This is a genomic window from Cellulosimicrobium sp. CUA-896 (assembly GCF_001942335.1).
In the GTDB taxonomy this organism is placed as follows: domain Bacteria; phylum Actinomycetota; class Actinomycetes; order Actinomycetales; family Cellulomonadaceae; genus Cellulosimicrobium.
In genome coordinates this window covers 48,949-71,005 of sequence record NZ_MKKH01000033.1, presented here as the reverse complement: position 1 = coordinate 71,005, position 22,057 = coordinate 48,949, and the positions used below count along the sequence as shown (strand labels likewise).

The window sequence follows — 22,057 nt, the reverse complement described above, 5'->3', positions numbered from 1 at the left end:
AACTGGGGGTCGACAGTGCCGACGCCCGCCGCGAGCGCTCCGTCCGCCGTGACGACGAGCGTGTCGCCGTCCCGTGCCGTGGTCACCTGCACGTCGCGACCTTGACGTCGTCCGAGGTGGTGCCCGACGACACGAAGTCCGCCGTGAGAACCCCCACGCCCGGGCTCGTGACGGCGAGCCGGAGGTCGGAGACCGTGACGTCGAGGACGCCTCCGTGCGCGGAGTAGTGCACGGAGCCGCCGAACCGGACGTCTCCCACGGCCGTCTGCAGGTCCATGGCCCCGGACGCCGACGGGTACACCGACTGCCCGCCCTCGAGCGGGGGCGTGATCGTCCCGGAACCGCCGACGTAACCGGTCCACGAGTCCTTGAAGTTCCAGGTGGCCGAGCCGCCCTGGACGTCGGCGGCCGCGGCCTGCGCGGGGGCGACCACGCCCCCGACGGCGAGGCCGGCGGCGAGCGCGCCGGTGAGGAGTGTCGCGAGGCCGCGCCGGACGCGTCCTGGCAGTGATGTGCGCACAAGGTCTCCCGTGCTGGTCGTGAGGAGCTGGTCGTGAGGAGCTGGTCGTGAGGAGCTGGTCGTGAGGTGCAGGTCGCGGCCGCCCCGACACCGAGCCGGGGGGTCAGGCGTTCTGACACCGTGTCGGCTCGGACCATATAAGGCATGCCTCACCAAAGCAAGGTAAGCCTGACCTCTTCTTTGTGACGTGCGCCCGGAGAGTGCTCCGCGACGTCGCAGGTCACGCGCACGACGACGCCGCGACCGGGACGGTCGCGGGGCGTCGGGAGAGCGGGAGGTCGGCGGCCCAAGCCGCCGCGGGCCTAGGCCAGGCCGAGGTCCGCCAGGTCGAAGAGGTAGTGGTACGGCACGCCGAGCGCGCGGATCTTCTCGTCCGCGCCCGTCGCGCGGTCGACGATCGTCGCGACGCCGACCACCTCGCCGCCGGCCTCGCGCACGGCCTCGACGGCCGCGATCGGCGAGCCGCCGGTCGTCGTCGTGTCCTCGACGACGACCACCTTCCGGCCGGCGACGTCGGGCCCCTCGATGCGACGCTGCATGCCGTGCTCCTTGACCGCCTTGCGCACGACGAACGCGTCGAGGTCCTGCCCGCGCGACGCGGCGGCGTGCAGGAGCGCCGCGGCGATCGGGTCGGCGCCCAGCGTCAGCCCGCCCACGGCGTCGATCTCGGCCGTGCCGAGCCCCTGCTCCTCGAGGAGGTCGAGCATCTGGTGCCCGATGAGCGGCGCCGCACGGTGGTGCAGGGTGACCCGGCGCAGGTCGACGTAGTAGTCCGCCTCCTTGCCGGAGGAGAGCGTGACCCGGCCGTGCACGACGGCGAGCTCGCGGATGAGGTCGAGCAGCTGCTCGCGCGGGGTCGAGGACAGGTCGCTGGTCACGACCGCCAGGGTAGTCGTCCCGGACGGGGTGCACCGCCCGCCGTCCAGGTCCGCGGGCGGCCGTCTACCGGTACTTGCCGATCGCCCGCACCGCCGACCGCGGGAGCACGCGCAGGAGCGCGGACGCCGCGCGGTAGCGCGTGGAGGGCGTCGAGATGACGACGCCGCGGCGGACGTCCGCGAGCGCGGTGGCGACGACCCGGTCGGCCTGGAGCCACGCGACGTCGGGCAGGCCGGACATGTCGAGGTCCGCGCGCTCGTGGAACTCCGTGTGCGTGAACCCCGGGCACACGACGGTCGCGGTGACCCCGGTGCGTCGAGCTCGACGGCGAGGCCCTCGGTGAACGAGCGCACCCAGGCCTTCGCGGCGGCGTACGTGCCGCCCGCGGTGAGCGCGGCGACGGACGCGACGTTGAGGATCGCACCGCGGCCGCGGGCGGTCATCTGCCCGGCCGCGGCGTGCGACAGCACGAGGACGGCCCGGACCATGACGTCGAGCGCCGCGGTCTCGACGGCGAGGTCGCCGCCGACGAACCGCTGGTGCGTCGCGAAGCCGGCGTTGTTGACGAGGAGGCCGACGGGCCGCTCCTGCTGGTCCCCCGCGGCGGCGAGGCGCTGCGCGACGCGCGCGACGTCGTCGGGCACCGAGAGGTCCGCCGGGAGCACCTGCACGTGCACCCCCGCCGCGGCGCGGATCTGCCCCGCGAGCTGCTCGAGCCGCCCCTCGTCGCGGGCGACGAGGACGAGGTCGTGCCGCGCGGTGGCGAGCTGCCACGCGAACTCCAGGCCCAGTCCCGCGCTCGCGCCGGTGATGAGTGCTGTCGCCATGGCCACAGCCTACGGGGACGCGTGCGGGCCGCAGCCGGGCACGAGGCGGCGCCGCCAGGCGTCCCGCGAGCGCCGTCCGGCGGTGTCACGGTCGGTCGCTAGCCTGGGTCCCGTGCGCCTCGCGACCTGGAACATCAACTCCGTCCGCGCCCGGGTCGACCGGGTGCTCGCGTTCCTCGACCGGTCGGGCACCGACGTCCTGGCGCTCCAGGAGACGAAGTGCACCCCGGCGCAGTTCCCGGTCGCGGCGTTCGAGGCCGCCGGGTACGAGGTGGCGTGCGCGGGCGTGAACCAGTGGAACGGCGTCGCCGTCCTCTCGCGCGTGGGCCTGGACGACGTCGCGACGTCCTTCCCTGGGCAGCCCGCCTTCGGCGACCCGCCGAGGGTCGAGCCGCGCGCGCTCGGCGCGACGTGCGGCGGGGTGCGCGTGTGGAGCCTGTACGTGCCGCACGGGCGCGAGGTCGGCGACCCGCACTACGCGTACAAGCTGCACTGGCTCGAGGCGCTGCGCGAGCAGGCCGAGAAGTGGCTCGCCGACGACCCGGCGGCGCAGGTCGCTCTCGTCGGCGACTGGAACGTCGCACCTCTCGACACCGACGTCTGGGACGTCGCGGCCTTCGCGGGAAAGACGCACGTGACGCCGGCCGAGCGCGACGCGTTCGCGGCGTTCGGCGCGTCCGGGTACTCCGAGGTGACGCGCGAGGCGGTCCCGGCCGAGCACACCTACACCTACTGGGACTACCAGCGCCTGCGCTTCCCGCGGAACCAGGGCATGCGGATCGACTTCCAGTACCTCTCCCCCGCGGCGCGGGCCCGCGTGCAGCGCGTCGTGATCGACCGGGACGAGCGCAAGGGTTCCGGCGCCTCGGACCACGTGCCGGTCGTCGTCGACCTGGCCGACGGCTGAGGTCGCGACGCGTCGTCCGGCGTCCACCGGCGCGGCCCGAGCGTGCGGGCCGGGTCGTTACGGTGTGTGCATGACCACGCCCCCGACCCCGCCGTACGGGTCGCCCGACGAGCCCCAGGACCCGTACGCGCCGCGTCGTCCGCAGCAGCAGCCGCTGTCCCCGTACGCGCTGCCGTCCGACGAGGCGGCACCCCCGGCGGCACCGCACGCGGCACCGCAGGCCGGGCCCGCGTGGGGCACCCCGGAGGGGTCGCCCTACGGGCCCTCGTACGGCGCGGGGCACGCCGGCCCCGTGCCGCCGGTCCACGGCGCACCGACCGCGCCGTACGGCAGCCCGCCCGGCGGCGGCCACACCGGCGCGTACGGCTCCCCGTACGCGCCGGTCTACGCGCCCCCGGTGCCCACCAACGGGCTGGCCGTCGCGTCGATGGTCGTCTCGATCGCGTCGCTCGTGCTGTGCATGGGCGTCCCCGGGATCGTCGGGCTCGTCCTCGGGATCGCCGCGCTGAACCAGGTCCTGCGGGACGGCACGCGCGGCAAGGGGTTCGCGATCGCGGGGATCGCCGTCGGCGCGGTCGGCACGATGATCCTCGGGCTGCTCCTGCTCGGGCTCGCCGTGGACGGGGTGTGACAGTGCCGGACGACCTCTTCGCGCCGCCCGGCGGTCCCGCCGCGCCCCACGGGCGGACCGGACCCGACGCCGGTCCCCCGGGGACGCCACCACCGCCTCCCCCGCCCGGGCCGACCCCGCCCGGGGTTTCCTCGTCCCCGCCCGGGACGGGCCCGGCGGCCGCCCCGGCCGCCCCGGGCGCCGCTCCCGGCTTCGCCGCCGGCGCCTACCACGCGCCGGGGTGGCAGCCTCCGGCGCCCCGCACCGAGCCGCTCGCCGTGGCGAGCGTGCCCGCCGGCGCCCTCCTCGGACCGGTCGGCATCGGTCTCGGAGCCGCGGCGCTGTCGCGCGTGCGCGCGCACGGCACGCGCGGTCGCGGGCCGGCGGTCACGGGGATGGTCGTCGGCGCGGTCGCGACCGTCGGGTGGGTCGTCGGCGCGGTCGCGTGGTGGCAGCTCGAGGAGGCCCGCTCGCCCCTCGCCGGCGACGTCGCGGCACCCACGACCGTGCACGCCCGCCAGCTCGTGCTCGGCAGCTGCCTCGACGAGCTGCCACCGGACGGCGAGGTCGCCCGCGTCCGTGTCGTGCCGTGCGCGGACGAGCACCGGGCACAGGTGGTCACCCGCACCGACTTCGGCGCGGACGAGGTGTGGCCGGGCGACGAGGCGGCGACGCGCCGCGTGGCGCGGGTCTGCGGTCCCGAGGTCCTCGGCCCCGATCCCACCGGGCTGGAGCGGGTCGTGTGGGTCCCGACCGAGACGTCGTGGCGCGACGGCGACCGGACCGGCCTGTGCCTGGCCGCGAGCGACGACCCGTTGCCGGCCGACCTCGTGGGCTGACGCCCGTCAGCCGGCGTCGCCCGCGCCGACGGCGACGGCGCCACCGACGGCGGCGCGCCGGCGAGGCCGGACGTGGGGGGCGGACCGTTCGCCGGGGGCGTGAACGACGGCGTCGGCGTCGGCTTGGGCATGGGCATGGGCGTCGGCTGGCTGCTCGACCCGCCGGGCGCGCCGCCGTCCTCCGACCCGTCCTGCGGCTGCGCCGCGAGCGCTCGACCGTCTCCGGTGTCGTGGTCCCGTCCGCGGTGAGCCCGACCGAGGACTGAAACTCCCGCAGGGCGGCGACCGTTGCGTCGTCGAGCTCGCCGGTGACCTCGATCGTCGCGCCGTGCGCGCGCAGCCGCTCCTGCACCCAGCGCGCGTCGCGCTCGATCTCGTCGGCCGGCGTCGGCTGCTGCGTCGGCGAGGTCGCCGAGGACGGGCTCGGGGTGGACGCCGGGTCCTCCTCGGCGGGCGGCTCGGGCGACGGCTCGGCCAGGACCTCCCCGGGCGCCGTCGGCTCCTCCGGCTGCTCGCGCGGCGTCGTGTCCCCGCCGCGCTCGTCCGAGGAGTCGCCCTCCCCCTCGGGGCGCGGCGGGATGCGCGTCACCGTGGGACGGGGTGCCTCGGCGCGCGGGATGACGACCGGTGCTCCCGGCCCACCGCCCTGGGTCCCGCCGGAGGTCGCACCGGGCACGACGACGACCGGAGGGCCGCCGGTCGCGGCACCGACCATGCCCGCGGCCGCGATGACGAGCGTCACCGCGCCGGCGCCGGCGACGACCGCGCCCCAGGGCAGGGACGAGCGCTGCGCGTGTCCCCGACGGGCGGTGCGCGCGGGACGGCGGCGCTCGGTGCCGCCGTCCGGTCCGGCGTCGGAGCGGTGGTCGGACGGGTGGACGGGAAGTCCGGGACGACGGGGCACATCGCCTCCTTTCCTGCGCGCTCGGGCCCGGCGGGAGCGCAGCGCGCAGCCCACCGGACGGTCGGTCGGGCACAACACAGTGCCCCATGGCGGGGCACCCTGTCACGCCCGCCGTCCTGACCTGGGGCGACGTGGACGCCAACGCGGGCCGGACGCCGCCCCCGCGCGGACGCGCCCCCTCCCCCGTGCGGCGCAACCACGGTTCCCCCGTACGGCCGAAGACCGCGGACCTCCCCCGCCGCGAGGGTGGGACCACCGCACGGGTCCCCGTGCGGACCGTCCACGGGAAGGAGACACCGTGCCTGTCGCCACGCCTGTCGTCCAGGTCACCGGGCTGCGCAAGTCCTACGGGGCGTTCGACGCCGTCCACGACGTGACGTTCTCGGCCGAGCCGGGACGCGTCGTCGGCCTGCTCGGGCCGAACGGCGCCGGGAAGACCACGACGCTGCACGTGCTGCTCGGCCTGGCGTCCGCCACCGCCGGCAGCGCGACGATCCACGGCCGCGCGTACCACGACCTCGCCGACCCGGCCCGCACCGTCGGGGCGCTGCTCGACGCCGGGGGCCTGCACGCGGGCCGCACCGGCCGGGACCACCTGCGCGTCCTCGCCGCCGCGGGCCACCTCCCCGCACGCCGGGTCGACGAGGTGCTCGCGCTCGTCGGCATGACGCCCGCCGCGGACCGGCGCGTGCGCACGTACTCGCTCGGCATGCGCCAGCGGCTCGGCCTGGCCGCCGCCCTCCTCGGCGAGCCGGACGTGCTCGTGCTCGACGAGCCCGCGAACGGGCTCGACCCGGCCGGCATGCGCTGGCTGCGCGACCTGCTGCGCGCCTTCGCCGACGACGGCGGCGCCGTGCTGCTCGCGAGCCACGTGCTGTCCGAGGTGCGGCAGGTCGCGGACGACCTCGTCGTCGTCGGGCAGGGCCGCGTCGTCGCCACCGGCACCCTCGACGAGCTCGTCGCCGACCGTTCGCTCGAGGACTACTACCTCGACCTCACCGCCACCACCGAAGGAGTGCGCTGATGTACCGCGCCGAGATGCTCAAGCTCCGCAGCACGCGCGCCACGTGGGTGCTCGCGTCCGTCGCGATCGGCGGCATGCTGGTCGTCCAGGCTTCCTCATCGCCCTCCCTCGGGTCCTCGACGGCCTGCTGGGCGCCACCGGTCCGGCGGCCGGCCTCCCCGCCGAGCTCGGCCCCGACCTCGGCGCGCTCGCCGACCCGGCCCTGCCCGCGTTCCAGCGGTCGGTCCTCGACCTGCTCGCGGGCGGCGGCGGGGGCGGCGGCTCGACCGGCCTGACGGCTGTCTGCATGCTCCTGCTCGGCGCGCTCGCCGTGACGACGGACTTCCGCACCGGCGGCGTGGTGCCGACGGCCCTCGTGCAGCCGTCGCGCCTGCGGGTGCTCGCCGGCAAGGCGGGCGCGACCGCGACGGTCGCCCTCCTGGTCGGCGCGGGCCTCGTCGTCGTGAGCGCCGCCGGGCTCCTCGTCGCGCTCACGACGACGCCGGACGCGCGCCTCGCGCTCCCCGCGGGCGAGGTGCTCGGGATCTGGGCGCGGGGCCTCGCGGTCCTCGTCCTGCTCGCCTGGTTCGGGCTCGGCCTCGGCACGCTCGTGCGCGGCCAGGTGGCGACGATCGTCGTCGTCGGCGCGCTCGTGCTCCTCGAGCCGCTGGTCCGTGGCGCCGTCGCGCTGCTGTCGGGCGGCACGTCGGCCGCGGCCGAGTGGCTGCCGCTCGGCCTCGGGTCGCTCGCGTCGGCGGGACCGGGTGCCGGCGGGCTGCTCGCCGGTGCACCGTTCGGTGCGGCGGTCGCGCTCGCGGGCCTCGCCGCCTGGGCCGCGGTCCTGCTCGGCGGCGGCGCGTGGTCGTTCGTGCGGCGCGACGTCGTGTGAGCCCCGGATCGCGACCCGCGACACCTAGGGTGGTCGCGACCGCGCCGCACCGGCGGCGCGGTCGCGCACACCGCGTCCACCCCGTCCACCCCGTCCACCCCGTCAGCAGCCCGGGAGGCCCACGTGAGCGAGGCGTCGCGCCGGATGCTCGCCGCCGTCGGCGTCCGCACCGCGACCGGCCGCGACGCGGTCCTCGCGGGCGTCGTCGCCGTGGTCAGCGTGGCGCTGCTCCTCGTCGTCGAGCGCGTCGTCGCGTCGGAGCCGGGCACGGCGTTCGGCGCCGGCCCGGGGGTCGTCGTCGTGACGACGGCGGAGCGGGTCGTCGTCCTCGCGGTCCTCGTGGCGCAGTCCGCGTGCCTGGTGCTGCGCCGCCGGTCCCCGCTCGCGTGCCTGGCCCTCACGGTCGCCGGACAGGTCGTGCTCCTGGCGGTCCTGCCGGCATACGTGTCCTTCCAGCGCCCGCGACGCCCGTCGCGGCCTACTCCGCGGGGGCCTACGCCTCGCGGCGCCGGGGTCTGCTCGCGGCCGCGGGTGCCGCGGCCGTGCAGACGCTGCTCGTGTTCGCGCTCGGCGGGGCCGCGGCGCTCGGCGGGACCGACGCGGCGTACGCCGGGCAGGTGCTCGGCCTGCTGCTCAACGCGCTCGTGACCTACCTCGGCGCGGCCCTCGTCGGGGAGTACGTCGCGACGCGCCGTTCGCTCCTCGCCGAGCTGCGCGACCGGGTGCGGCAGGCCGAGCGCGAGCGCGAGGTGCTCGCCGCGCAGGCCGTCCTCGAGGAGCGCGGGCGCATGGCCCGCGAGCTGCACGACGTCGCCGCGCACCACCTGTCCGGCATCGTCGTGCAGGCGGCAGCCGCCGAGCGGCTCGTCGAGGCCGACCCCGAGCGGGCCAAGGAGTCGCTGCGGCGCATCCGCGCGCAGGGCCGCGAGACGCTCGACAACATGCGCCTCGTCGTGGGGCTCCTGCGTGCCCCGGCTCCGCCGAGGACGTCCCGCAGCCCACGCTCGCGGACGTGCCGGCACTCCTCGACGACGCGCGGGCCGCGGGCGCGGTCGTGTACGACGCGACGCGCGGCGAGCCGTGGGACCTGCCGCCGCCGGCCCAGCTCACCGTCTTCCGCGTGCTGCAGGAGGCCCTGTCGAACGCCCGCCGCCACGGGACGGGACGAGCCGTCGAGGTGCTGCGCGAGTACGGCCCGGCACGGCTCGACGTGACCGTCCGCAACACCGTCCCGCCCGGTGCGGCGCCCGCCGTGGGCCCCCGTCCCGGCCACGGCATCATCGGCATGTCGGAGCGCGCGGCCATGGTGGGGGGAACGCTCACCGCGGGCCGGACGCCCGACGGCGCGTGGCGCGTGCGCCTCACCGTGCCACGGCCGGTGCGCGACGACGACCGCCGGACCGCGACGACCGAGGAGGCCCCGTGACCCGCGTGCTGCTCGTCGACGACCAGGCGGTCGTCCGCGCCGGCTTCACCGTGATCCTCGAGAGCGAGGGCCTCGAGGTGGTGGGCGAGGCGTCCAACGGCGCCGACGCGTCCGTGTCGCGCGCCGCGTCCGCCCCGACGTCGTGTGCATGGACGTGCGCATGCCCGGCGGCGACGGGATCACCGCGACGCGCGCCCTCGCCGGCCCGGACGTCGACGACCGGGTGCCCGTGCTCGTGGTGAGCACGTTCGACCTCGACGACTACGTGTTCGGCGCGCTCGAGGCCGGGGCCAGCGGGTTCCTGCTCAAGGACGCCGAGCCCGAGGTGCTCGTCGACGCCGTGCGGCGCGTGGCGTCCGGCGACGGGCTCGTCGACCAGACCCTGACGCGCCGGGTCATCGACGAGTTCGCGCGCCGACGCGCCCCGCACGGCCCCGACGCCGCCGCCGCGGGGCTGCTCACCGCGCGCGAGCACGACATCGTCGCGCTGCTGTGCCGCGGCTCGTCGAACGCGGAGATCGCCGCCGCGCTGTTCCTCGAGCCCAGCACCGTGAAGTCGCACCTGAGCCGCATCATGACGAAGACCGGCGCGCGCGACCGCGTGCAGCTCGTCGTCTGGGCGTACGAGCACGGCGTCGTCACGCCGAACGCCTGACGCCCCGGTCGCGGCCGGACGGGCTCACGGACGCACCGTGGGCGTCAGCCGCGCTCGGGGGACCCCGCGGCGAGGTCCTCGGACTCGTCCGGCTGCTCGACGCACACCCACAGCGCCTTCGGACGCACCTCCACGTCGAGCCGTCGTGCGCGGTCGATGACGTCGCCGTCGAGCTGGCGGGACTGGGGGCGGTCCGAGACCACGGAGATCCGGCGGCCGCGGACCACCTCGCGGCTGGGGACGCGACGGTCCCCGCGGAACAGGCCGACGACGAGCTGCACCCAGTGCCGGACGCCGCGCGGCGCGATGATCGCGACCTCCAGCAGTCCGTCGTCCGGGTCGGCGTCGGGCAGCAGGTTGGTGCCGGCCGGCAGGCGCCCGACGTTGCCCACCACGACGGTGCGGGCCCGGCGCCGGCGCACCGGCTGGTCGTCGACGTGCACCTCGACCTTCATCTCGGGGTCGGCGAGGTGCTTGACCGCGCCCACGAGGTACGCGACCCACCCGGCGCGCGCCTTGAGCGCGGTCGGGGCGTCCTGCATCATCGCGGCGTCGAGCCCCATCCCGGCCATGACGGCGAAGACGCCGCCGTCGCTCTCGCCGAGGTCGATCTCGCGCCGGCCGCGCTCCATCGCGAGCCGGATGCCCTCGACCGACTGCGTGGGGACGCCCAGGTTGGTCGCGAGCAGGTTGCCCGTGCCGCCGGGCAGGATCGCGAGCGCGGTCCGGGTGCCGGCCAGGCCCGCGACGCACGCACGCACGGTGCCGTCGCCGCCCGCGACGAACACGACCTCGGCGCCCTCCTCGACCGCGCGGCGCGCCTGCCCCGTCCCCGGGTCCTCCGCGGTCGTCTCGAACCACGCCGGCTCGGGCCACCCCGCGGCGGTCAGCCGCTCCACGATCTCCGCACGCAGCGCGTCGAGCCCCTCGACCCGCACGGGGTTGACGATCACGGCGGTGCGCAGGGGGCCGGAGGACTCGCGCTGCTGCTCGGCGGGCTGGACGTTCGACGACTCGGGCACGGGCTGAGTATGTCCCGGTTCCGCGGGTCGTGCCCGACGACGGGCGGAGCCGGCCGGGCCGACATCGGCACGCCGGGCCGAGATCGGCAGGACGGCTCAAGATCGGCAGCCCCGACGTGCCGATCCCGGTCGGGGCTGCCGATCTCGCGCGCAGGCGCGGATCAGGCGGTGAGGACCTCCGGCGCGAGCGTGAGCCCCGCGCCGTCGGGGTCGCGGTCCACGCGCACGACGTCGCCGTCCGCGACGTCGCCCGACAGCAGCAGCCGCGCCAGCCTGTCGCCGATCTCCCGCTGGACGAGGCGGCGCAGCGGCCGGGCCCCGTAGGCGGGGTCGAACCCCTCGAGCGCGAGCCACTCGCGCGCCGCCGGTGAGACGTCGAGCGTGATGCGACGGTCGGCGAGGCGAGCCGCCAGGTTCGTCACGCTGAGCTCGACGATCCGGCCGAGCTCCTCGAGGCTCAGCGGGTCGAACACGATGACGTCGTCGAGGCGGTTGAGGAACTCCGGCTTGAAGGCGGACCGCACGGCCGTCATGACGCTCTCGCGCTTCGCCGCGTCGTCGAGCATCGGGTCGACGAGGAACTGCGACCCGAGGTTGGACGTGAGCACGAGGATGACGTTGCGGAAGTCGACCGTGCGGCCCTGGCCGTCGGTGAGGCGCCCGTCGTCGAGCACCTGCAGCAGGATGTCGAAGACCTCCGGGTGCGCCTTCTCGACCTCGTCGAGGAGCACGACCGAGTACGGACGACGCCGCACGGCCTCCGTGAGCTGGCCGCCCTCCTCGTAGCCGACGTACCCCGGAGGGGCGCCGACGAGGCGCGCGACCGAGTGCTTCTCGGAGTACTCGCTCATGTCGATGCGCACCATGGCGCGCTCGTCGTCGAACAGGAAGTCCGCGAGCGACTTCGCCAGCTCGGTCTTGCCCACGCCCGTCGGGCCGAGGAACAGGAACGAGCCCGTCGGACGGTCCGGGTCGGCGACGCCCGCGCGCGAGCGCCGGACGGCGTCGGCCACCGAGCGCACCGCCGCCTGCTGGCCGATGAGGCGCCGACCCACGACGTCCTCCATGTGGAGCAGCTTCTCCGACTCGCCCTGGAGCATGCGGCCGGCCGGGATGCCGGTCCACGCCGAGACGACCTCGGCGATCTCGTCCGCGCCGACCTTGTCGGCGATCATCGGCCCCTGCGCGGGGTCGGCGACCGCGTCCGCCGCGTCCTCGGCGGCCTCCGCCCGCTCCGCCTCGTCGACCTCGCGCTGCACCTGCGGGATCTCGCCGTACTGGAGGCGGCCCGCGGTCTCGAGGTCGCCCTCGCGGATCGCGCGCTCCACCTGGACGCGCAGCTCGTCGAGCTTCGCGCGCAGGTCGCCCACGCGGTTGTGGCCGGCCTTCTCGGCCTCCCAGCGCGCGGTGAGCGCGGCGAGCTCCTCGCGACGGTCGGCGAGGTCGGCCCGGAGCCGCTCGAGACGCTCGAGGCTCGCCGGGTCCGTGGACTCCGAGAGCACGACCTCCTCCATCTCGAGCCGGGTGACGGCGCGCTGGAGCTCGTCGATCTCCACCGGGGAGGAGTCGAGCTCCATACGCAGGCGCGAGGCCGCCTCGTCGACCAGGTCGATCGCCTTGTCGGGGAGCTGGCGGCCGGTGATGTACCGGTCGGAGAGCGTCGCGGCGGCGACGAGCGCGGAGTCGGCGATCGTGACCTTGTGGTGCCCCTCGTACCGCTCCTTCAGCCCGCGCAGGATCGCGACCGTGTCCTCGACCGACGGCTCGCCGACGAAGACCTGCTGGAAGCGGCGCTCGAGGGCGGGGTCCTTCTCGATGCGCTCGCGGTACTCGTCGAGCGTCGTCGCACCCACGAGGCGCAGCTCGCCGCGCGCGAGCATGGGCTTGAGCATGTTGCCCGCGTCCATCGAGGAGTCGGAGCCGGAGGCGCCCGCGCCGACGACGGTGTGGAGCTCGTCGATGAACGTGACGACCTCGCCGTCGGAGGACTGGATGTCCGCGAGCACGGCCTTGAGCCGCTCCTCGAACTCGCCGCGGTACTTCGCGCCGGCGACCATCGAGGCGAGGTCGAGGGACACCAGCCGCTTGCCCTGGAGCGACGTCGGGACGTCGCCCGCGACGATGCGCTGCGCGAGCCCCTCGACGACGGCGGTCTTGCCGACGCCGGGCTCGCCGATGAGCACGGGGTTGTTCTTGGTGCGGCGCGAGAGCACCTGCACGACGCGGCGGATCTCGGCGTCGCGCCCGATGACGGGGTCGAGCCGGCCCTCGGCCGCGGCCGCGGTGAGGTCGGTGCCGTACTGCTCGAGCGCCTTGTACGTGCCCTCGGGGTTGGGGCTCGTCACGCGTGTGTTCCCGCGCACGGCGGGCAGGGCGGAGCGCAGCGCGTCCGCCGTCGCGCCGGCCTGCTGCAGGATCGTCGCGGCCTGGGACGAGCCGGCCGCGATGCCGACGAGCAGGTGCTCGGTGGAGACGTACTCGTCGCCGAGCGCCTGCGCCTCCTTGCCGGCGTTCTCGAGCATCACCGTCGTGGCGCGCGACGGCGTCGGCTGCGCGACGGCGGAACCGCTCACGGTGGGCAGCGCGACGAGCGCGGCGCGGACCTTCTGGCCGATCGCCTGCTTGTCCGCGCCGACCGCGTCGAGCAGCCCGACGGCGACTCCGCCGTCCTGGGCCAGCAGCGCCGCGAGGACGTGGGTGGGCTCGAGCTGGGGGTTGCCGGCGGCCGAGGCGCTCTGGATCGCCTCGCCGACCGCCTGCTGCGACATCGTCGTGAACTTCGTTTCCATCGGTGCTCCGGGGGTGATCAGGAACGGGGTCTGACCAGGGAACGGTCCCGGAGTTGAGTGTATTCCGCTCAACCCTGTCCGCCAGTCGCGCGCGACCGCCCGGAGCGCACGGGGTGATGTGGTCCCGGATCGGTCACGACCCCTCGCCCTGCGGGCGGATCCGCGCCATGCTGGCTGGGTGGACACCACCTCGCGACGTCGGCGGCTCGGCCTCGGTGCGCTCCTGGTCACCCTGGCACTGCTCGTCGCCGGCTGCATGCGGATCGACATGGCGCTGACCCTCGGCGAGGACGACACCGCCGACGGCACGATCGTCATGGCGATCTCGGACGAGGTGGCGCAGTCCCTCGGGCAGGACCCGCCGGCGTTGTGGGACCAGCTGGGCTCCGAGCTGCAGTCCGACCTCCCACCCGGGGCGACGACCGAGCCGTACGCGGAGGACGGGTACACGGGCACGCGGCTGACCTACACGGACCAGCCGATCTCCCAGATGTCGGCGGGAGACCTCTCGATCACGCGCGAGGGCGACGCGTACGTCGTGAGCGGCGCGCTGGACCTGTCGGACGACGAGCTCGGCCTCGGCGGCGACCAGCCGTCCGACGACATGGCCCGCCAGATGATGGAGGGCTTCGAGGTCGTCGTCTCGGTGACGTTCCCCGGCGAGGTCGCCGAGACGAACGGCGACGTCGACGGCACCACCGTGACGTGGCGACCGGTCGTCGGCGAGGTCAACGAGATCTCCGCGCGCGGCTCGGCGGTCGCCGGCGGCACCGTCGCGCCGGGCCCCGGCACCGGGGACGACGGGACGGACGGCACCGACGAGACGGACGACGGCACGAGCGGCTCCGCGGACGGGACGGGCACGGACGTCGGCGACTCCTTCCCGTGGTGGCTGCTCGGCATCGTCGCGGGCATCGTGCTGCTCGGGATCGTCGCCCTGGTGCTCTGGCTCCTGCTGCGCACGAAGCCCGCCGACCGCGGCGCGCGGGGTTCCGGGTACCCCCAGGCGACGTACGCCGGCGCGCCCGGCCCCTACGGGCCGCCCGGACAGGCGGGCGGGCAGGCGCCGGGGCCCGGTCACCCGGGTCAGCAGAGCGGCCCGTACCCCGGTGCACCGCAGGGCGGCCCCTACCCCGGTGCACCGCACGGCGGCCAGCCGTACCCCGGCGGGGCCGGGCCCTACCCGGGCGGAGCACCAGGACCGCAGGGCCAGGGCCCGTACGGGGCTCCGCCCGCGGCACCGTACGGCGCACCCGGGCCGCAGGGCGCCGGGCCGTACGCATCCGGGCCGTTCGCACCCGGGCCGCCGGGTGCGTACGGCCCGCCGCACCCGCAGTCCGCGCCGACGGCGCCGCTCCCGCAGCAGCAGCCGCTGTCCCCGCCGCCCTCGTCCCCGCCGCCTTCGTCCCCGACGGTTCCGTCGCCGGACGTGACTCAACCGCTGCCCCCGCCCCCGGGTCCGGACGCCGCGGCGCCCGGCCCGACCGGCGAGCCCGCCCCGACCGGTCAGCAGGACGCCGACGCCCCGGGTGCGGCGCGGAGCGACCCCGGTCCCGACGACGAGGTCGACGACACGACGCACCTACGCCGGCCGCAGGACTGAGGGTCCGCTCAGCCCCAGAGCGGTTCGCCCGGGACGTACCCGAGCGCCCGCGCCCCGAGCTCCGGGTCGACGTCGGCGAGCCTCGGCGGGTCCCACGCGGGCGCGCGGTCCTTGTCGACGACCTGGGCGCGGATGCCCTCGACGAGGTCCGGCTGGGTGTCGACGAACCAGGAGACGAGCCCGTACTCCTGGGTCAGGCCCGCGCGCAGGTCGGGCAGCCCGCGCGCCCGGCGGACCGCCGCGAGCGTCACGGTGAGCGCGGTGGGGGACAGCGTCTCGAGCTCGTCCGCCTCGGCGCCGGCCGCCGCGTCGCCGCTGCGCGCCGCCTCCCGCAGACGCGCGACGATCTCCGGCACCGTGTCGCCCGCGTAGCACCGGTCGACGCGCGCCTGCCGCGCGAGCAGCCCCGACGTCGGCGGCTCGACGGCGTGCATGCGGGCGACCTCGTGCACCGTGTCCGCGTCGAGCGGGTCGACCCCGGCGGCGGCGAGGTCGACGAGGTCCTGGTGGAGGAGCCGCAGCCGCTCGGTCGGGACGAGGTGGTCGGCGAGCCCCGCGTGGATCGCGTCGGCGGCGTCCATGGTCACGGCCCCGAGCGCGAGGTGCTCCCCCAGCCGGCCGGGTGCGCGCGCGAGGAGCCACGAGCCGCCGACGTCGGGCGTGAACCCGATGCGCGTCTCCGGCATCGCGACGCGCGAGCGCTCGGTGACGACGCGCACCGCCGCGTGCGCGCCGAGACCGACGCCGCCGCCCATCGTGATCCCGTCCATGACGGCCACGACGGGCACGGGGCTCTCGGCGATCGCGGCGTCGACGGCGTACTCGCGGCGGAAGTACCGGCGTGCGTCCGCGTGCCGCCCGGCGACGATCGACGCGTGCAGCTCCCGGATGTCGCCGCCCGCGCAGAACCCGCGCTCGCCCGCGCCGTCGAGGAGCACGACGCGGACCGTCGGGTCGTCGTGCCAGGCGCGCAGGACGTCGGCGATCTCGCCGAGCATGTCGTACCCGAGCGCGTTGAGGGCGCGGGGACGGTCCAGCGTCAGGTGACCGACGGCGTCGTCGGAGCGCGCGATGATCTGGCTCGTCACCCCGTCACGGTACCGTCGGGCATGGCTTTCGCGACGGACGAGCGGGACGGCACGCACGCGCGGGACGGCTGGCGGGCCGACGTGCTGGGGGCCACCTGGCAGGCGCGCGACCTCGACCTGCCGGGCGGCGCGGTGGCGACGCTCGTGCGCGACGCGGCCGCGCCCGGGCGCCCCGGGCGCCCCGCCGTGCTCTACGTGCACGGCTTCATCGACTACTTCTTCCAGACCCACGTCGCCGACGCGTTCGCGGCGCGCGGCTACCCGTTCGTCGCGCTCGACCTGCGCGGCTACGGGCGGTCGATCGGGCGCGGGACGGGCGCGCCGTCGCGGCCGGACGACGACCCCAACTTCGTCACCGACCTCGCCGTCTACGCCCAGGACCTCGACGCGGCGGTGCGCGCGCTGCGTGCGGAGGGGCACGAGGAGGTCGTCGTGCTCGGGCACTCGACGGGCGGCCTGGTCGCGAGCCTGTGGGCCGACGCGCGGCCGGGCCGCGTCGCGGCGCTCGTGCTCGACAGCCCGTGGTTCGAGCTCAACAGGCCGTGGGTGTTCCGCGGCCCGGTGACATGGGTGGTCGACGTCGTCGGCCGGGTGGCGCCGCGGCTCGTCGTCGGGCACCTCGACGAGCACTGGGCCCGGGCGCTGCACGCGAGCACGGGCGGCGAGTGGGACTTCGACCTCGCGTGGAAGCCGCTCGAGGGGTTCCCGGTCCGCGCGGGCTTCCTGCGCTCCGTGCGCCGTGCGCACCGCCGCGTCGCGCGCGGGCTGGCGGTGGACTGCCCCGTGCTCGTGCTCGCCTCGGCGCGCAGCGGGCCGGCCGCCGGCTGGCACGAGGCGCTGCTGACGACCGACAGCGTGCTCGACGTCGAGCACATCGTCTCGCGCGGGGCGCGCCTCGGCGACGACGTCACGGTCGTCCGCGTCGAGGGCGGCGCGCACGACCTCGCGCTCTCGCCCGAGCCCGCGCGCTCGACGTACCTGCGCGAGGTGCTGGACTGGCTCGACGCGCGCACCTGACCCCTGCCCCGGTGCCGAACCCGGGGTTGCGCGCCAGGATCGTGCTCGGCTGGCGCGGAACCCGGGGTTCGGCGGCTCTCGCGCCGCCGTGTCCGAATCCCGCTAGCCAGGGGCCGCGCCCGCGCGCGAGGATCGACCCGTGACCACGACGCACCCCGTCCCGGAGCGCGCGGCGACGCCGGCCGACGACCCCGTCTTCGCCGAGCGCTACCGCGCCATCGCGTCGCGCGACCGCCGGTTCGACGGGCAGTTCGTCACGGCCGTCCGCACGACCCGGATCTACTGCCGCCCGTCGTGCCCGGCGCGGACGCCGCGGCCGGAGAACGTGACGTTCTACCTGACCTCGGCCGCCGCGCACGAGGCGGGGTACCGGGCGTGCAAGCGGTGCCTGCCCGAGGCGGTGCCCGGCACGCCGGGGTGGGACCTCGGGCACGACCTCGCGGCGCGGGCGATGCGCCTCGTCGCGGACGGGGTCGTGGACCGCGAGGGCGTCGACGGGCTCGCGGCGCGGCTGGGGTACTCGGCGCGGCACGTGCACCGAACGCTCGTGGCCGAGCTCGGCGCCGGGCCGGTCGCGCTCGCCCGCGCCCTGCGCGCGCAGACCGCGCGGGCGCTGCTCACGGGCACGGACCTGCGCCTGGCCGACGTCGCCTTCGCCGCCGGGTTCGGCAGCGTCCGGCAGTTCAACGACACCGTCGTCGAGGTGTTCGCCACGACGCCCGGCGAGCTGCGCCGTCGGACCCGTCCGACGCCCCGCCCCGCCGCGGTCGACGGCACGGCGCACCTCGAGCTGGTGCTCCCGCTGCGCGAGCCGTACGACGCGCGCGGCGTCTTCGCCTTCCTCGCCGCGCGCGCGGTCGCGGGCGTGGAGGTCGTGGGCGACGACCCGTATCACCTGTCCTACGCCCGCACGCTCGCGCTGCCGCACGGGCCCGGCGCGTTCCGGGCCACCTACGGTCCGCTGCCCGACGCCGCCCGGTCGGCGCGGTCTGGAGGCCCCGCCACTCGCGGCGCGCACCCGGGCGCACGGTTCCGCGTCGAGCTCGAGCTGACGTCGGTCGCGGACCTCCCGGCGGCGATCGCGCGCGTGCGGCGCCTGTTCGACCTGGACGCCGACCCGCACGCCGTCGACGAGGTGCTCGTGGCGGACCCGGCGCTCGCCGGAGCCGTCCGCGCGACGCCGGGCGTGCGCGTGCCGGGTGCCGTGGACGGCGCGGAGATCCTCGTGCGCGCGCTCGTCGGGCAGCAGATCTCGGTCGCGGCGGCGCGGACGCACCTCTCGCGCCTCGCGGGCGCGCTGGGCGCACCGTTCCGGTCGCGGTTCGGGCCGACGCTCCTGTTCCCGACGGCCGGACGCCTCGCCGAGGACGGACCCGCCCACCTGCGCGGCCCGGCCCGGCGCACTGCCGCGGTCCACGGGGCCGCCCGCGCGCTCGCCGACGGCGCGCTGGCGCTCTCCGCCGCCGACGACCCCGCGACGATGTGCGCGGCGCTCGAGGCGCTGCCGGGCGTCGGGCCGTGGACGTCCGGCTACGTCGCGATGCGCGTGCTGCACGACCCCGACGTCCTGCTCGACGGCGACCTCGCCCTGCGCGCCGGCGCCCGCGCGCTCGGCCTGCCCGACGACCGCCGCACCCTCGCCGCGCACGCGGCGCGCTGGGCGCCCTGGCGCTCCTACGCCGCGATGCACCTGTGGCGCGCGGCCGCCCCGACCACCCCGACCGCCCCGGCGACCCCCCAGGAGGAGACGTGACCGGCATGACTGCCCCCCTCAGCACGAGCCCCCCGACCGCCCTCACGACGTCCGTCGCGACGCCCGACGGTCCGTTCACGCTCGTCGTCGCGCCCGACGGCGCGGTGCTGGCGTCCGGCTGGACCGACGACGTCGGCGAGCTCGTCGCGCTCGTCCACCCGAGCCTGCGCACCGCGGAGCCCGACCCCGTGCCGGACGACCACGCGGCGGTGGCGACCGCCGTCGGCGCGGTGCGCGCGTACTACGGCGGGGACGTGCGCGCGATCGACGACGTGCCCGTGCGGCAGGCCTCCGGGCCGTACCGGGCGCACGCCTGGGACGTCCTGCGCAGAGTCGGGCCCGGGGCCCCCGTGACGTACACGCGGTACGCCGAGCTGTCCGGCCGGCCGGCCGCCGTCCGCGCCGCGGCGGGCGCGTGCGCGATGAACGCCGCCGCGCTGTTCGTACCGTGCCACCGCGTGCTCCGGACCGACGGCAGCCTCGGCGGCTACCGCTACGGCCTCACCGTCAAGCGGAGCCTGCTGGACCGGGAGCGGGCGGCCGCCGGCGACGCCGCGACCCTCGCCGTGTGACGCCGCTGCTCCCGCGGCGGCGGGCCCTTCTCGCGGGTCGCGGCAGGTCCTATCCTGCAGGCAGCCGGCCACACCACGACGGCCACCGCCCGCACGAGCGACCCGGGAGCGCAGCCATGGCGCGTGGAGCGACGACGAAGGACCCGAGCCCCCCGCCGCGCTGGTTCGTGCGCACGGCGTGGGTCGTGCACCGCGCACTGCACCGCGTGTCGGGCGGGCGCTTCCTGCGGCGACCGCGGCCGGACCGGTGGGGCATGATGCGCCTTACGACGACCGGGCGCCGCACGGGCCAGGAGCGCAGCGTGATCCTCGGGTACTTCGAGGACGGGCCCGACGTCGTGACGATGGCGATGAACGGCTGGGCGGAGGGGCACCCGGCCTGGTGGCTGAACCTCCAGGCCCACCCGGACGCCGTGGTCGTCCTGCCCGACGGCGCCCGGCGGGCCGTCCGGCGCGCGCGGCCGAGGGTGCGGAGCGGGAGCGCCTCTGGGCGCGGTGGCGCGAGCTCGGCGACGACGTCGACGGGTACGCGGCGCAGCGCGGGACGGACACGGCCGTGGTCGTGCTCGAGCCCCGGACCGGCGCGGCCGGCACGCCCCCGGCCTGAGGTCGCCGGCGTCAGCCCCGGCCGAACAGCTGGGTCCACACCCCGCCCGCGTGGCCCACGCCGATCTCGCGCGCGTCGCAGTCCAGGATGTTCGCGCGGTGCCCCGGGGAGTCCATCCAGGCGCGCACGACCTCCTCGGCCGTGCGCTGACCCTTCGCGATGTTCTCGCCGGACGGGTTCGCGTAGCCCTGCGCCTTCGCCCGGTCCCAGGGCGACCGCCCGTCGAGGCTCGTGTGGTCGAAGTAGCCCTGCGCGAGCATGTCCTCGCTGTGGAGCTGGGCCGCCGCGGTCAGGCGCGCGTCCACCACGAGCGGGGCGCAGCCCGCGGCCGCCCGCTCGGCGTTCGTGAGCTCCACGACGGCGGCGGCCTCGGCGGAGGGCCCGCTCGGCGCCGGGGCCGCCGTGGCGCCGGAGCGGCGCCGGAGCGGGTGCGGCGGTCGGCGCCGGTGCGGCGGTCGGCGACGGTGCGGCGGTCGGCGACGGGGAGACCGACGGCGCCGGCGCGGCGTCGTCCGGCGCGGCGTCGTCCGGCGTGGCGTCGTCCTGCTGCGCCGGGCCGGACGCGGCACCGGACCCGGACCCCGCTGCCTGCGGGTCCGGCGCGCGACGTCGCGTCCGGGCGCCGACGCGCTGCCGGTCGGCGCGGGCGCCCGCGCCGTCGCCTGCTCGCCGTCGGCCTGCCCGCCCTCGTCCTGCCCGCCCGCGTCCGCGGCGGGCGACGTGGCCTCCGCACCGGCGTCCTCGCCGGCGACCTCGTCACGCGCGCCGGCGGAGCGCGAGGCGGCGCCGTCGTGACGCTCCGCCGACGGCGCGGCGTTGTCCGCGCGGCCCTGCCACGCCAGCGCCTCGACCACGGGGCCGAGCGGGCCCGCGTCGCGCGGTGAGACCTCCCCGGTCAGGGTGGCGGCCGTGAGGCCGACGGACGGCGCGAGCACCGCCACCGCCGCGACCCCGGCCGTGATCGCGGCCGCCCGCGTCGGACCGGTCCGCAGGTGCCGGGCGGGCTCGCGGCGGCGGGTGCGCGAGGCACCCTCGGTCGGTCCGCTCGCGCGATGGCGCGGCGTCGGCTGCGTGGGCATCGCCCGACCATAGCGTTACCGGATCGTGATGCACAGCCGCCCTGGTCAGGCACCTCGCGCGTCACAGCAGCGACGGCTCCTCGGGCGTCGAGACCGTGAAGACGGCGCCCGCGACGTACGGCGAGCGCGTCGCCCTGCGCTCGAGGTCGTCCAGGCGCCGGGCCACGGTCGTCTCGGGCTCGTCGCCCGCGAGGTCGACGCTCGCGACGAGGTAGAGCGAGCGTGGCCCGACGTACTCGAGCCGCAGGTAGGTGACGCGCGCGACCTGCGGCATCGCGGCCACCGCGCGCAGGGCGGCCTCGCGCGTGCGGGGCAGCGCCGCCTCCCCGACCAGGAAGCGCCGGTTGCGGTCGACGAGCACCAGCGAGACGACGGCGAGCACGAGCCCGACGACGATCGACCCGATCGCGTCCGGCACCGGGGAGCCGGTGACCTGGTGGGCGAGCACACCGCCGGCGGCCACGACGAGACCCACGAGCGCGGCCGCGTCCTCGGCGAACACGGCCCGCAGCGTCGGGTCCGACGTGACGAGCACGTGGTGCAGGGTGTCGTGCTCGGCCCGTCGCGCCTCGGCGCGGACCTGGCGCCGCGCCTGCAGGAACGAGACGGCCTCGAGGACGAAGGCGAGGGCCAGGACGACGTACGCGACCACGAAGTCCCCCGCCGGCTCCGGGTGGACGAGCTCCTGCACCCCGTGCGTGATCGACACGCCCGCGCCGACGGCGAACAGGCCGATCGCCGCGAACATCGACCACACGTACGCCTCACGCCCGTGGCCGAGAGGGTGCGTCGCGTCGGCCGGACGGCGCGCCCGGCGGTCGGCGACGAGCAGGAACACCTCGTTGCCCGTGTCCGCCCACGAGTGGACGGCCTCGGCGAGCATCGAGGCGGAGCCGGTGACGACGGCGGCGCCGGACTTGGCGGCCGCGACGAGCGCGTTCGCCACGAAGGCGATCACCACCGTCCGCGTGCTCTCGCCGCCCACGCTCGCGGCCTGCGCGACGCGCGGGCTGCCGCCGAGGTCCGTCCGGTCGTCGGGGGCCTCGGGCCCGGGGGTGCGCATGGAGC

Annotated in this window: 20 protein-coding genes and 4 pseudogenes; 15 read left to right on the top strand and 9 right to left on the bottom strand. The window is 76.8% G+C overall.

What is annotated here, in order from left to right; genetic code table 11:
• Window positions 1–82: 82 nt before the first annotated feature.
• From BJF88_RS11410 to BJF88_RS11400, 3 genes and pseudogenes are all read right to left on the bottom strand, one after another.
• Window positions 83–520, bottom strand: a complete 438-nt coding sequence (locus tag BJF88_RS11410) for an HtaA domain-containing protein (RefSeq protein WP_075828874.1) — start codon at window positions 518–520, stop codon at window positions 83–85.
• Between the two features lie 302 nt (window positions 521–822).
• The gene (gene pyrE, locus BJF88_RS11405) at window positions 823–1,398 is read right to left on the bottom strand and encodes an orotate phosphoribosyltransferase (protein ID WP_075828873.1); all 576 of its coding nucleotides are present in this window, start codon (window positions 1,396–1,398) and stop codon (window positions 823–825) included.
• A gap of 64 nt (window positions 1,399–1,462) precedes the next feature.
• Window positions 1,463–2,226: pseudogene (locus BJF88_RS11400) on the bottom strand (SDR family NAD(P)-dependent oxidoreductase).
• A gap of 112 nt (window positions 2,227–2,338) precedes the next feature.
• Here BJF88_RS11400 and BJF88_RS11395 point away from each other — a divergent pair.
• From BJF88_RS11395 to BJF88_RS11385, 3 genes are all read left to right on the top strand, one after another.
• Window positions 2,339–3,133: an exodeoxyribonuclease III gene (locus tag BJF88_RS11395; protein ID WP_075828872.1), complete on the top strand. Its 795-nt coding sequence runs from the start codon at window positions 2,339–2,341 to the stop codon at window positions 3,131–3,133.
• Window positions 3,134–3,203: 70 nt separating this feature from the next.
• Window positions 3,204–3,764 carry a DUF4190 domain-containing protein gene (locus tag BJF88_RS11390; RefSeq protein ID WP_075828871.1) on the top strand — a complete coding sequence of 187 codons (561 nt, stop codon included), beginning with the start codon at window positions 3,204–3,206 and terminating at the stop codon, window positions 3,762–3,764.
• Window positions 3,765–4,021: 257 nt separating this feature from the next.
• Window positions 4,022–4,582 carry a DUF4190 domain-containing protein gene (locus tag BJF88_RS11385; RefSeq protein ID WP_075828945.1) on the top strand — a complete coding sequence of 187 codons (561 nt, stop codon included), beginning with the start codon at window positions 4,022–4,024 and terminating at the stop codon, window positions 4,580–4,582.
• Between the two features lie 223 nt (window positions 4,583–4,805).
• On the opposite strand, the pseudogene BJF88_RS23630 reads toward BJF88_RS11385, so the two are convergent.
• Window positions 4,806–5,297: pseudogene (locus BJF88_RS23630) on the bottom strand (peptidoglycan-binding protein); the annotation flags it as partial.
• A 487-nt stretch (window positions 5,298–5,784) separates the two neighbouring features.
• On the opposite strand from BJF88_RS23630, the gene BJF88_RS22135 reads away from it, so the two are divergent.
• The 6 genes and pseudogenes from BJF88_RS22135 (at window position 5,785) to BJF88_RS11350 (ending at window position 9,459) form a co-directional block, all read left to right on the top strand.
• Window positions 5,785–6,510, top strand: coding sequence for an ABC transporter ATP-binding protein (locus BJF88_RS22135; RefSeq protein WP_075828869.1), 726 nt, complete (start codon window positions 5,785–5,787; stop codon window positions 6,508–6,510).
• 43 nt (window positions 6,511–6,553) lie between these two features.
• A complete protein-coding gene (locus BJF88_RS11370; protein WP_075828868.1) occupies window positions 6,554–7,378 on the top strand; it encodes a hypothetical protein in 825 nt (274 codons plus the stop codon).
• Between the two features lie 123 nt (window positions 7,379–7,501).
• On the top strand, window positions 7,502–8,026 hold the full coding sequence (locus BJF88_RS11365; protein ID WP_075828867.1) for a hypothetical protein: 525 nt from the start codon (window positions 7,502–7,504) through the stop codon (window positions 8,024–8,026).
• Complete coding sequence (locus BJF88_RS11360) at window positions 7,921–8,592, top strand: sensor histidine kinase (RefSeq protein WP_139316032.1); 672 nt, start codon at window positions 7,921–7,923, stop codon at window positions 8,590–8,592. Before BJF88_RS11365 ends, BJF88_RS11360 begins: the two co-directional genes overlap by 106 nt.
• Window positions 8,556–8,804 carry a hypothetical protein gene (locus BJF88_RS11355; RefSeq protein ID WP_075828865.1) on the top strand — a complete coding sequence of 83 codons (249 nt, stop codon included), beginning with the start codon at window positions 8,556–8,558 and terminating at the stop codon, window positions 8,802–8,804. The genes BJF88_RS11360 and BJF88_RS11355 overlap by 37 nt, the downstream gene beginning before the upstream one ends.
• Window positions 8,801–9,459 (top strand): annotated as a pseudogene (locus tag BJF88_RS11350) (response regulator). Before BJF88_RS11355 ends, BJF88_RS11350 begins: the two are co-directional and overlap by 4 nt.
• Before the next feature lie 44 nt (window positions 9,460–9,503).
• Here the strand turns inward: BJF88_RS11350 and BJF88_RS11345 are convergent.
• Entirely contained in the window at window positions 9,504–10,481 is a 978-nt protein-coding gene (locus tag BJF88_RS11345; RefSeq protein ID WP_075828864.1) for a diacylglycerol kinase family protein, read from the bottom strand.
• A gap of 161 nt (window positions 10,482–10,642) precedes the next feature.
• Window positions 10,643–13,270 carry an ATP-dependent chaperone ClpB gene (clpB, locus tag BJF88_RS11340; RefSeq protein WP_075828863.1) on the bottom strand — a complete coding sequence of 876 codons (2,628 nt, stop codon included), beginning with the start codon at window positions 13,268–13,270 and terminating at the stop codon, window positions 10,643–10,645.
• A 178-nt stretch (window positions 13,271–13,448) separates the two neighbouring features.
• Between clpB and BJF88_RS11335 the strand changes: the two genes are divergently transcribed.
• Window positions 13,449–14,873 (top strand): hypothetical protein, encoded by a 1,425-nt coding sequence (locus BJF88_RS11335; protein WP_075828862.1) that lies wholly within the window; start codon window positions 13,449–13,451, stop codon window positions 14,871–14,873.
• A gap of 8 nt (window positions 14,874–14,881) precedes the next feature.
• Here the strand turns inward: BJF88_RS11335 and BJF88_RS11330 are convergent, their stop codons facing one another.
• Complete coding sequence (locus BJF88_RS11330; protein ID WP_075828861.1) at window positions 14,882–15,961, bottom strand: enoyl-CoA hydratase/isomerase family protein; 1,080 nt, start codon at window positions 15,959–15,961, stop codon at window positions 14,882–14,884.
• Between the two features lie 21 nt (window positions 15,962–15,982).
• Between BJF88_RS11330 and BJF88_RS11325 the strand changes: the two genes are divergently transcribed.
• The 5 genes and pseudogenes from BJF88_RS11325 (at window position 15,983) to BJF88_RS22125 (ending at window position 19,910) form a co-directional block, all read left to right on the top strand.
• On the top strand, window positions 15,983–16,978 hold the full coding sequence (locus BJF88_RS11325; protein ID WP_075828860.1) for an alpha/beta hydrolase: 996 nt from the start codon (window positions 15,983–15,985) through the stop codon (window positions 16,976–16,978).
• A 139-nt stretch (window positions 16,979–17,117) separates the two neighbouring features.
• Window positions 17,118–18,731 (top strand): AlkA N-terminal domain-containing protein, encoded by a 1,614-nt coding sequence (locus BJF88_RS11320; protein ID WP_075828859.1) that lies wholly within the window; start codon window positions 17,118–17,120, stop codon window positions 18,729–18,731.
• 5 nt (window positions 18,732–18,736) lie between these two features.
• On the top strand, window positions 18,737–19,303 hold the full coding sequence (locus BJF88_RS11315) for a methylated-DNA--[protein]-cysteine S-methyltransferase (RefSeq protein ID WP_075828944.1): 567 nt from the start codon (window positions 18,737–18,739) through the stop codon (window positions 19,301–19,303).
• Between the two features lie 116 nt (window positions 19,304–19,419).
• Window positions 19,420–19,662 (top strand): annotated as a pseudogene (locus tag BJF88_RS23625) (nitroreductase family deazaflavin-dependent oxidoreductase); the annotation flags it as partial.
• 23 nt (window positions 19,663–19,685) lie between these two features.
• On the top strand, window positions 19,686–19,910 hold the full coding sequence (locus BJF88_RS22125; protein ID WP_255371970.1) for a hypothetical protein: 225 nt from the start codon (window positions 19,686–19,688) through the stop codon (window positions 19,908–19,910).
• A gap of 11 nt (window positions 19,911–19,921) precedes the next feature.
• Here BJF88_RS22125 and BJF88_RS20000 read toward each other — a convergent pair whose 3' ends face one another.
• Both BJF88_RS20000 and BJF88_RS11300 read right to left on the bottom strand, forming a co-directional pair.
• Window positions 19,922–20,989: a CAP domain-containing protein gene (locus BJF88_RS20000; protein ID WP_075828858.1), complete on the bottom strand. Its 1,068-nt coding sequence runs from the start codon at window positions 20,987–20,989 to the stop codon at window positions 19,922–19,924.
• 61 nt (window positions 20,990–21,050) lie between these two features.
• Entirely contained in the window at window positions 21,051–22,052 is a 1,002-nt protein-coding gene (locus BJF88_RS11300; RefSeq protein ID WP_083649069.1) for a cation diffusion facilitator family transporter, read from the bottom strand.
• Between the last annotated feature and the right edge of the window lie 5 nt (window positions 22,053–22,057).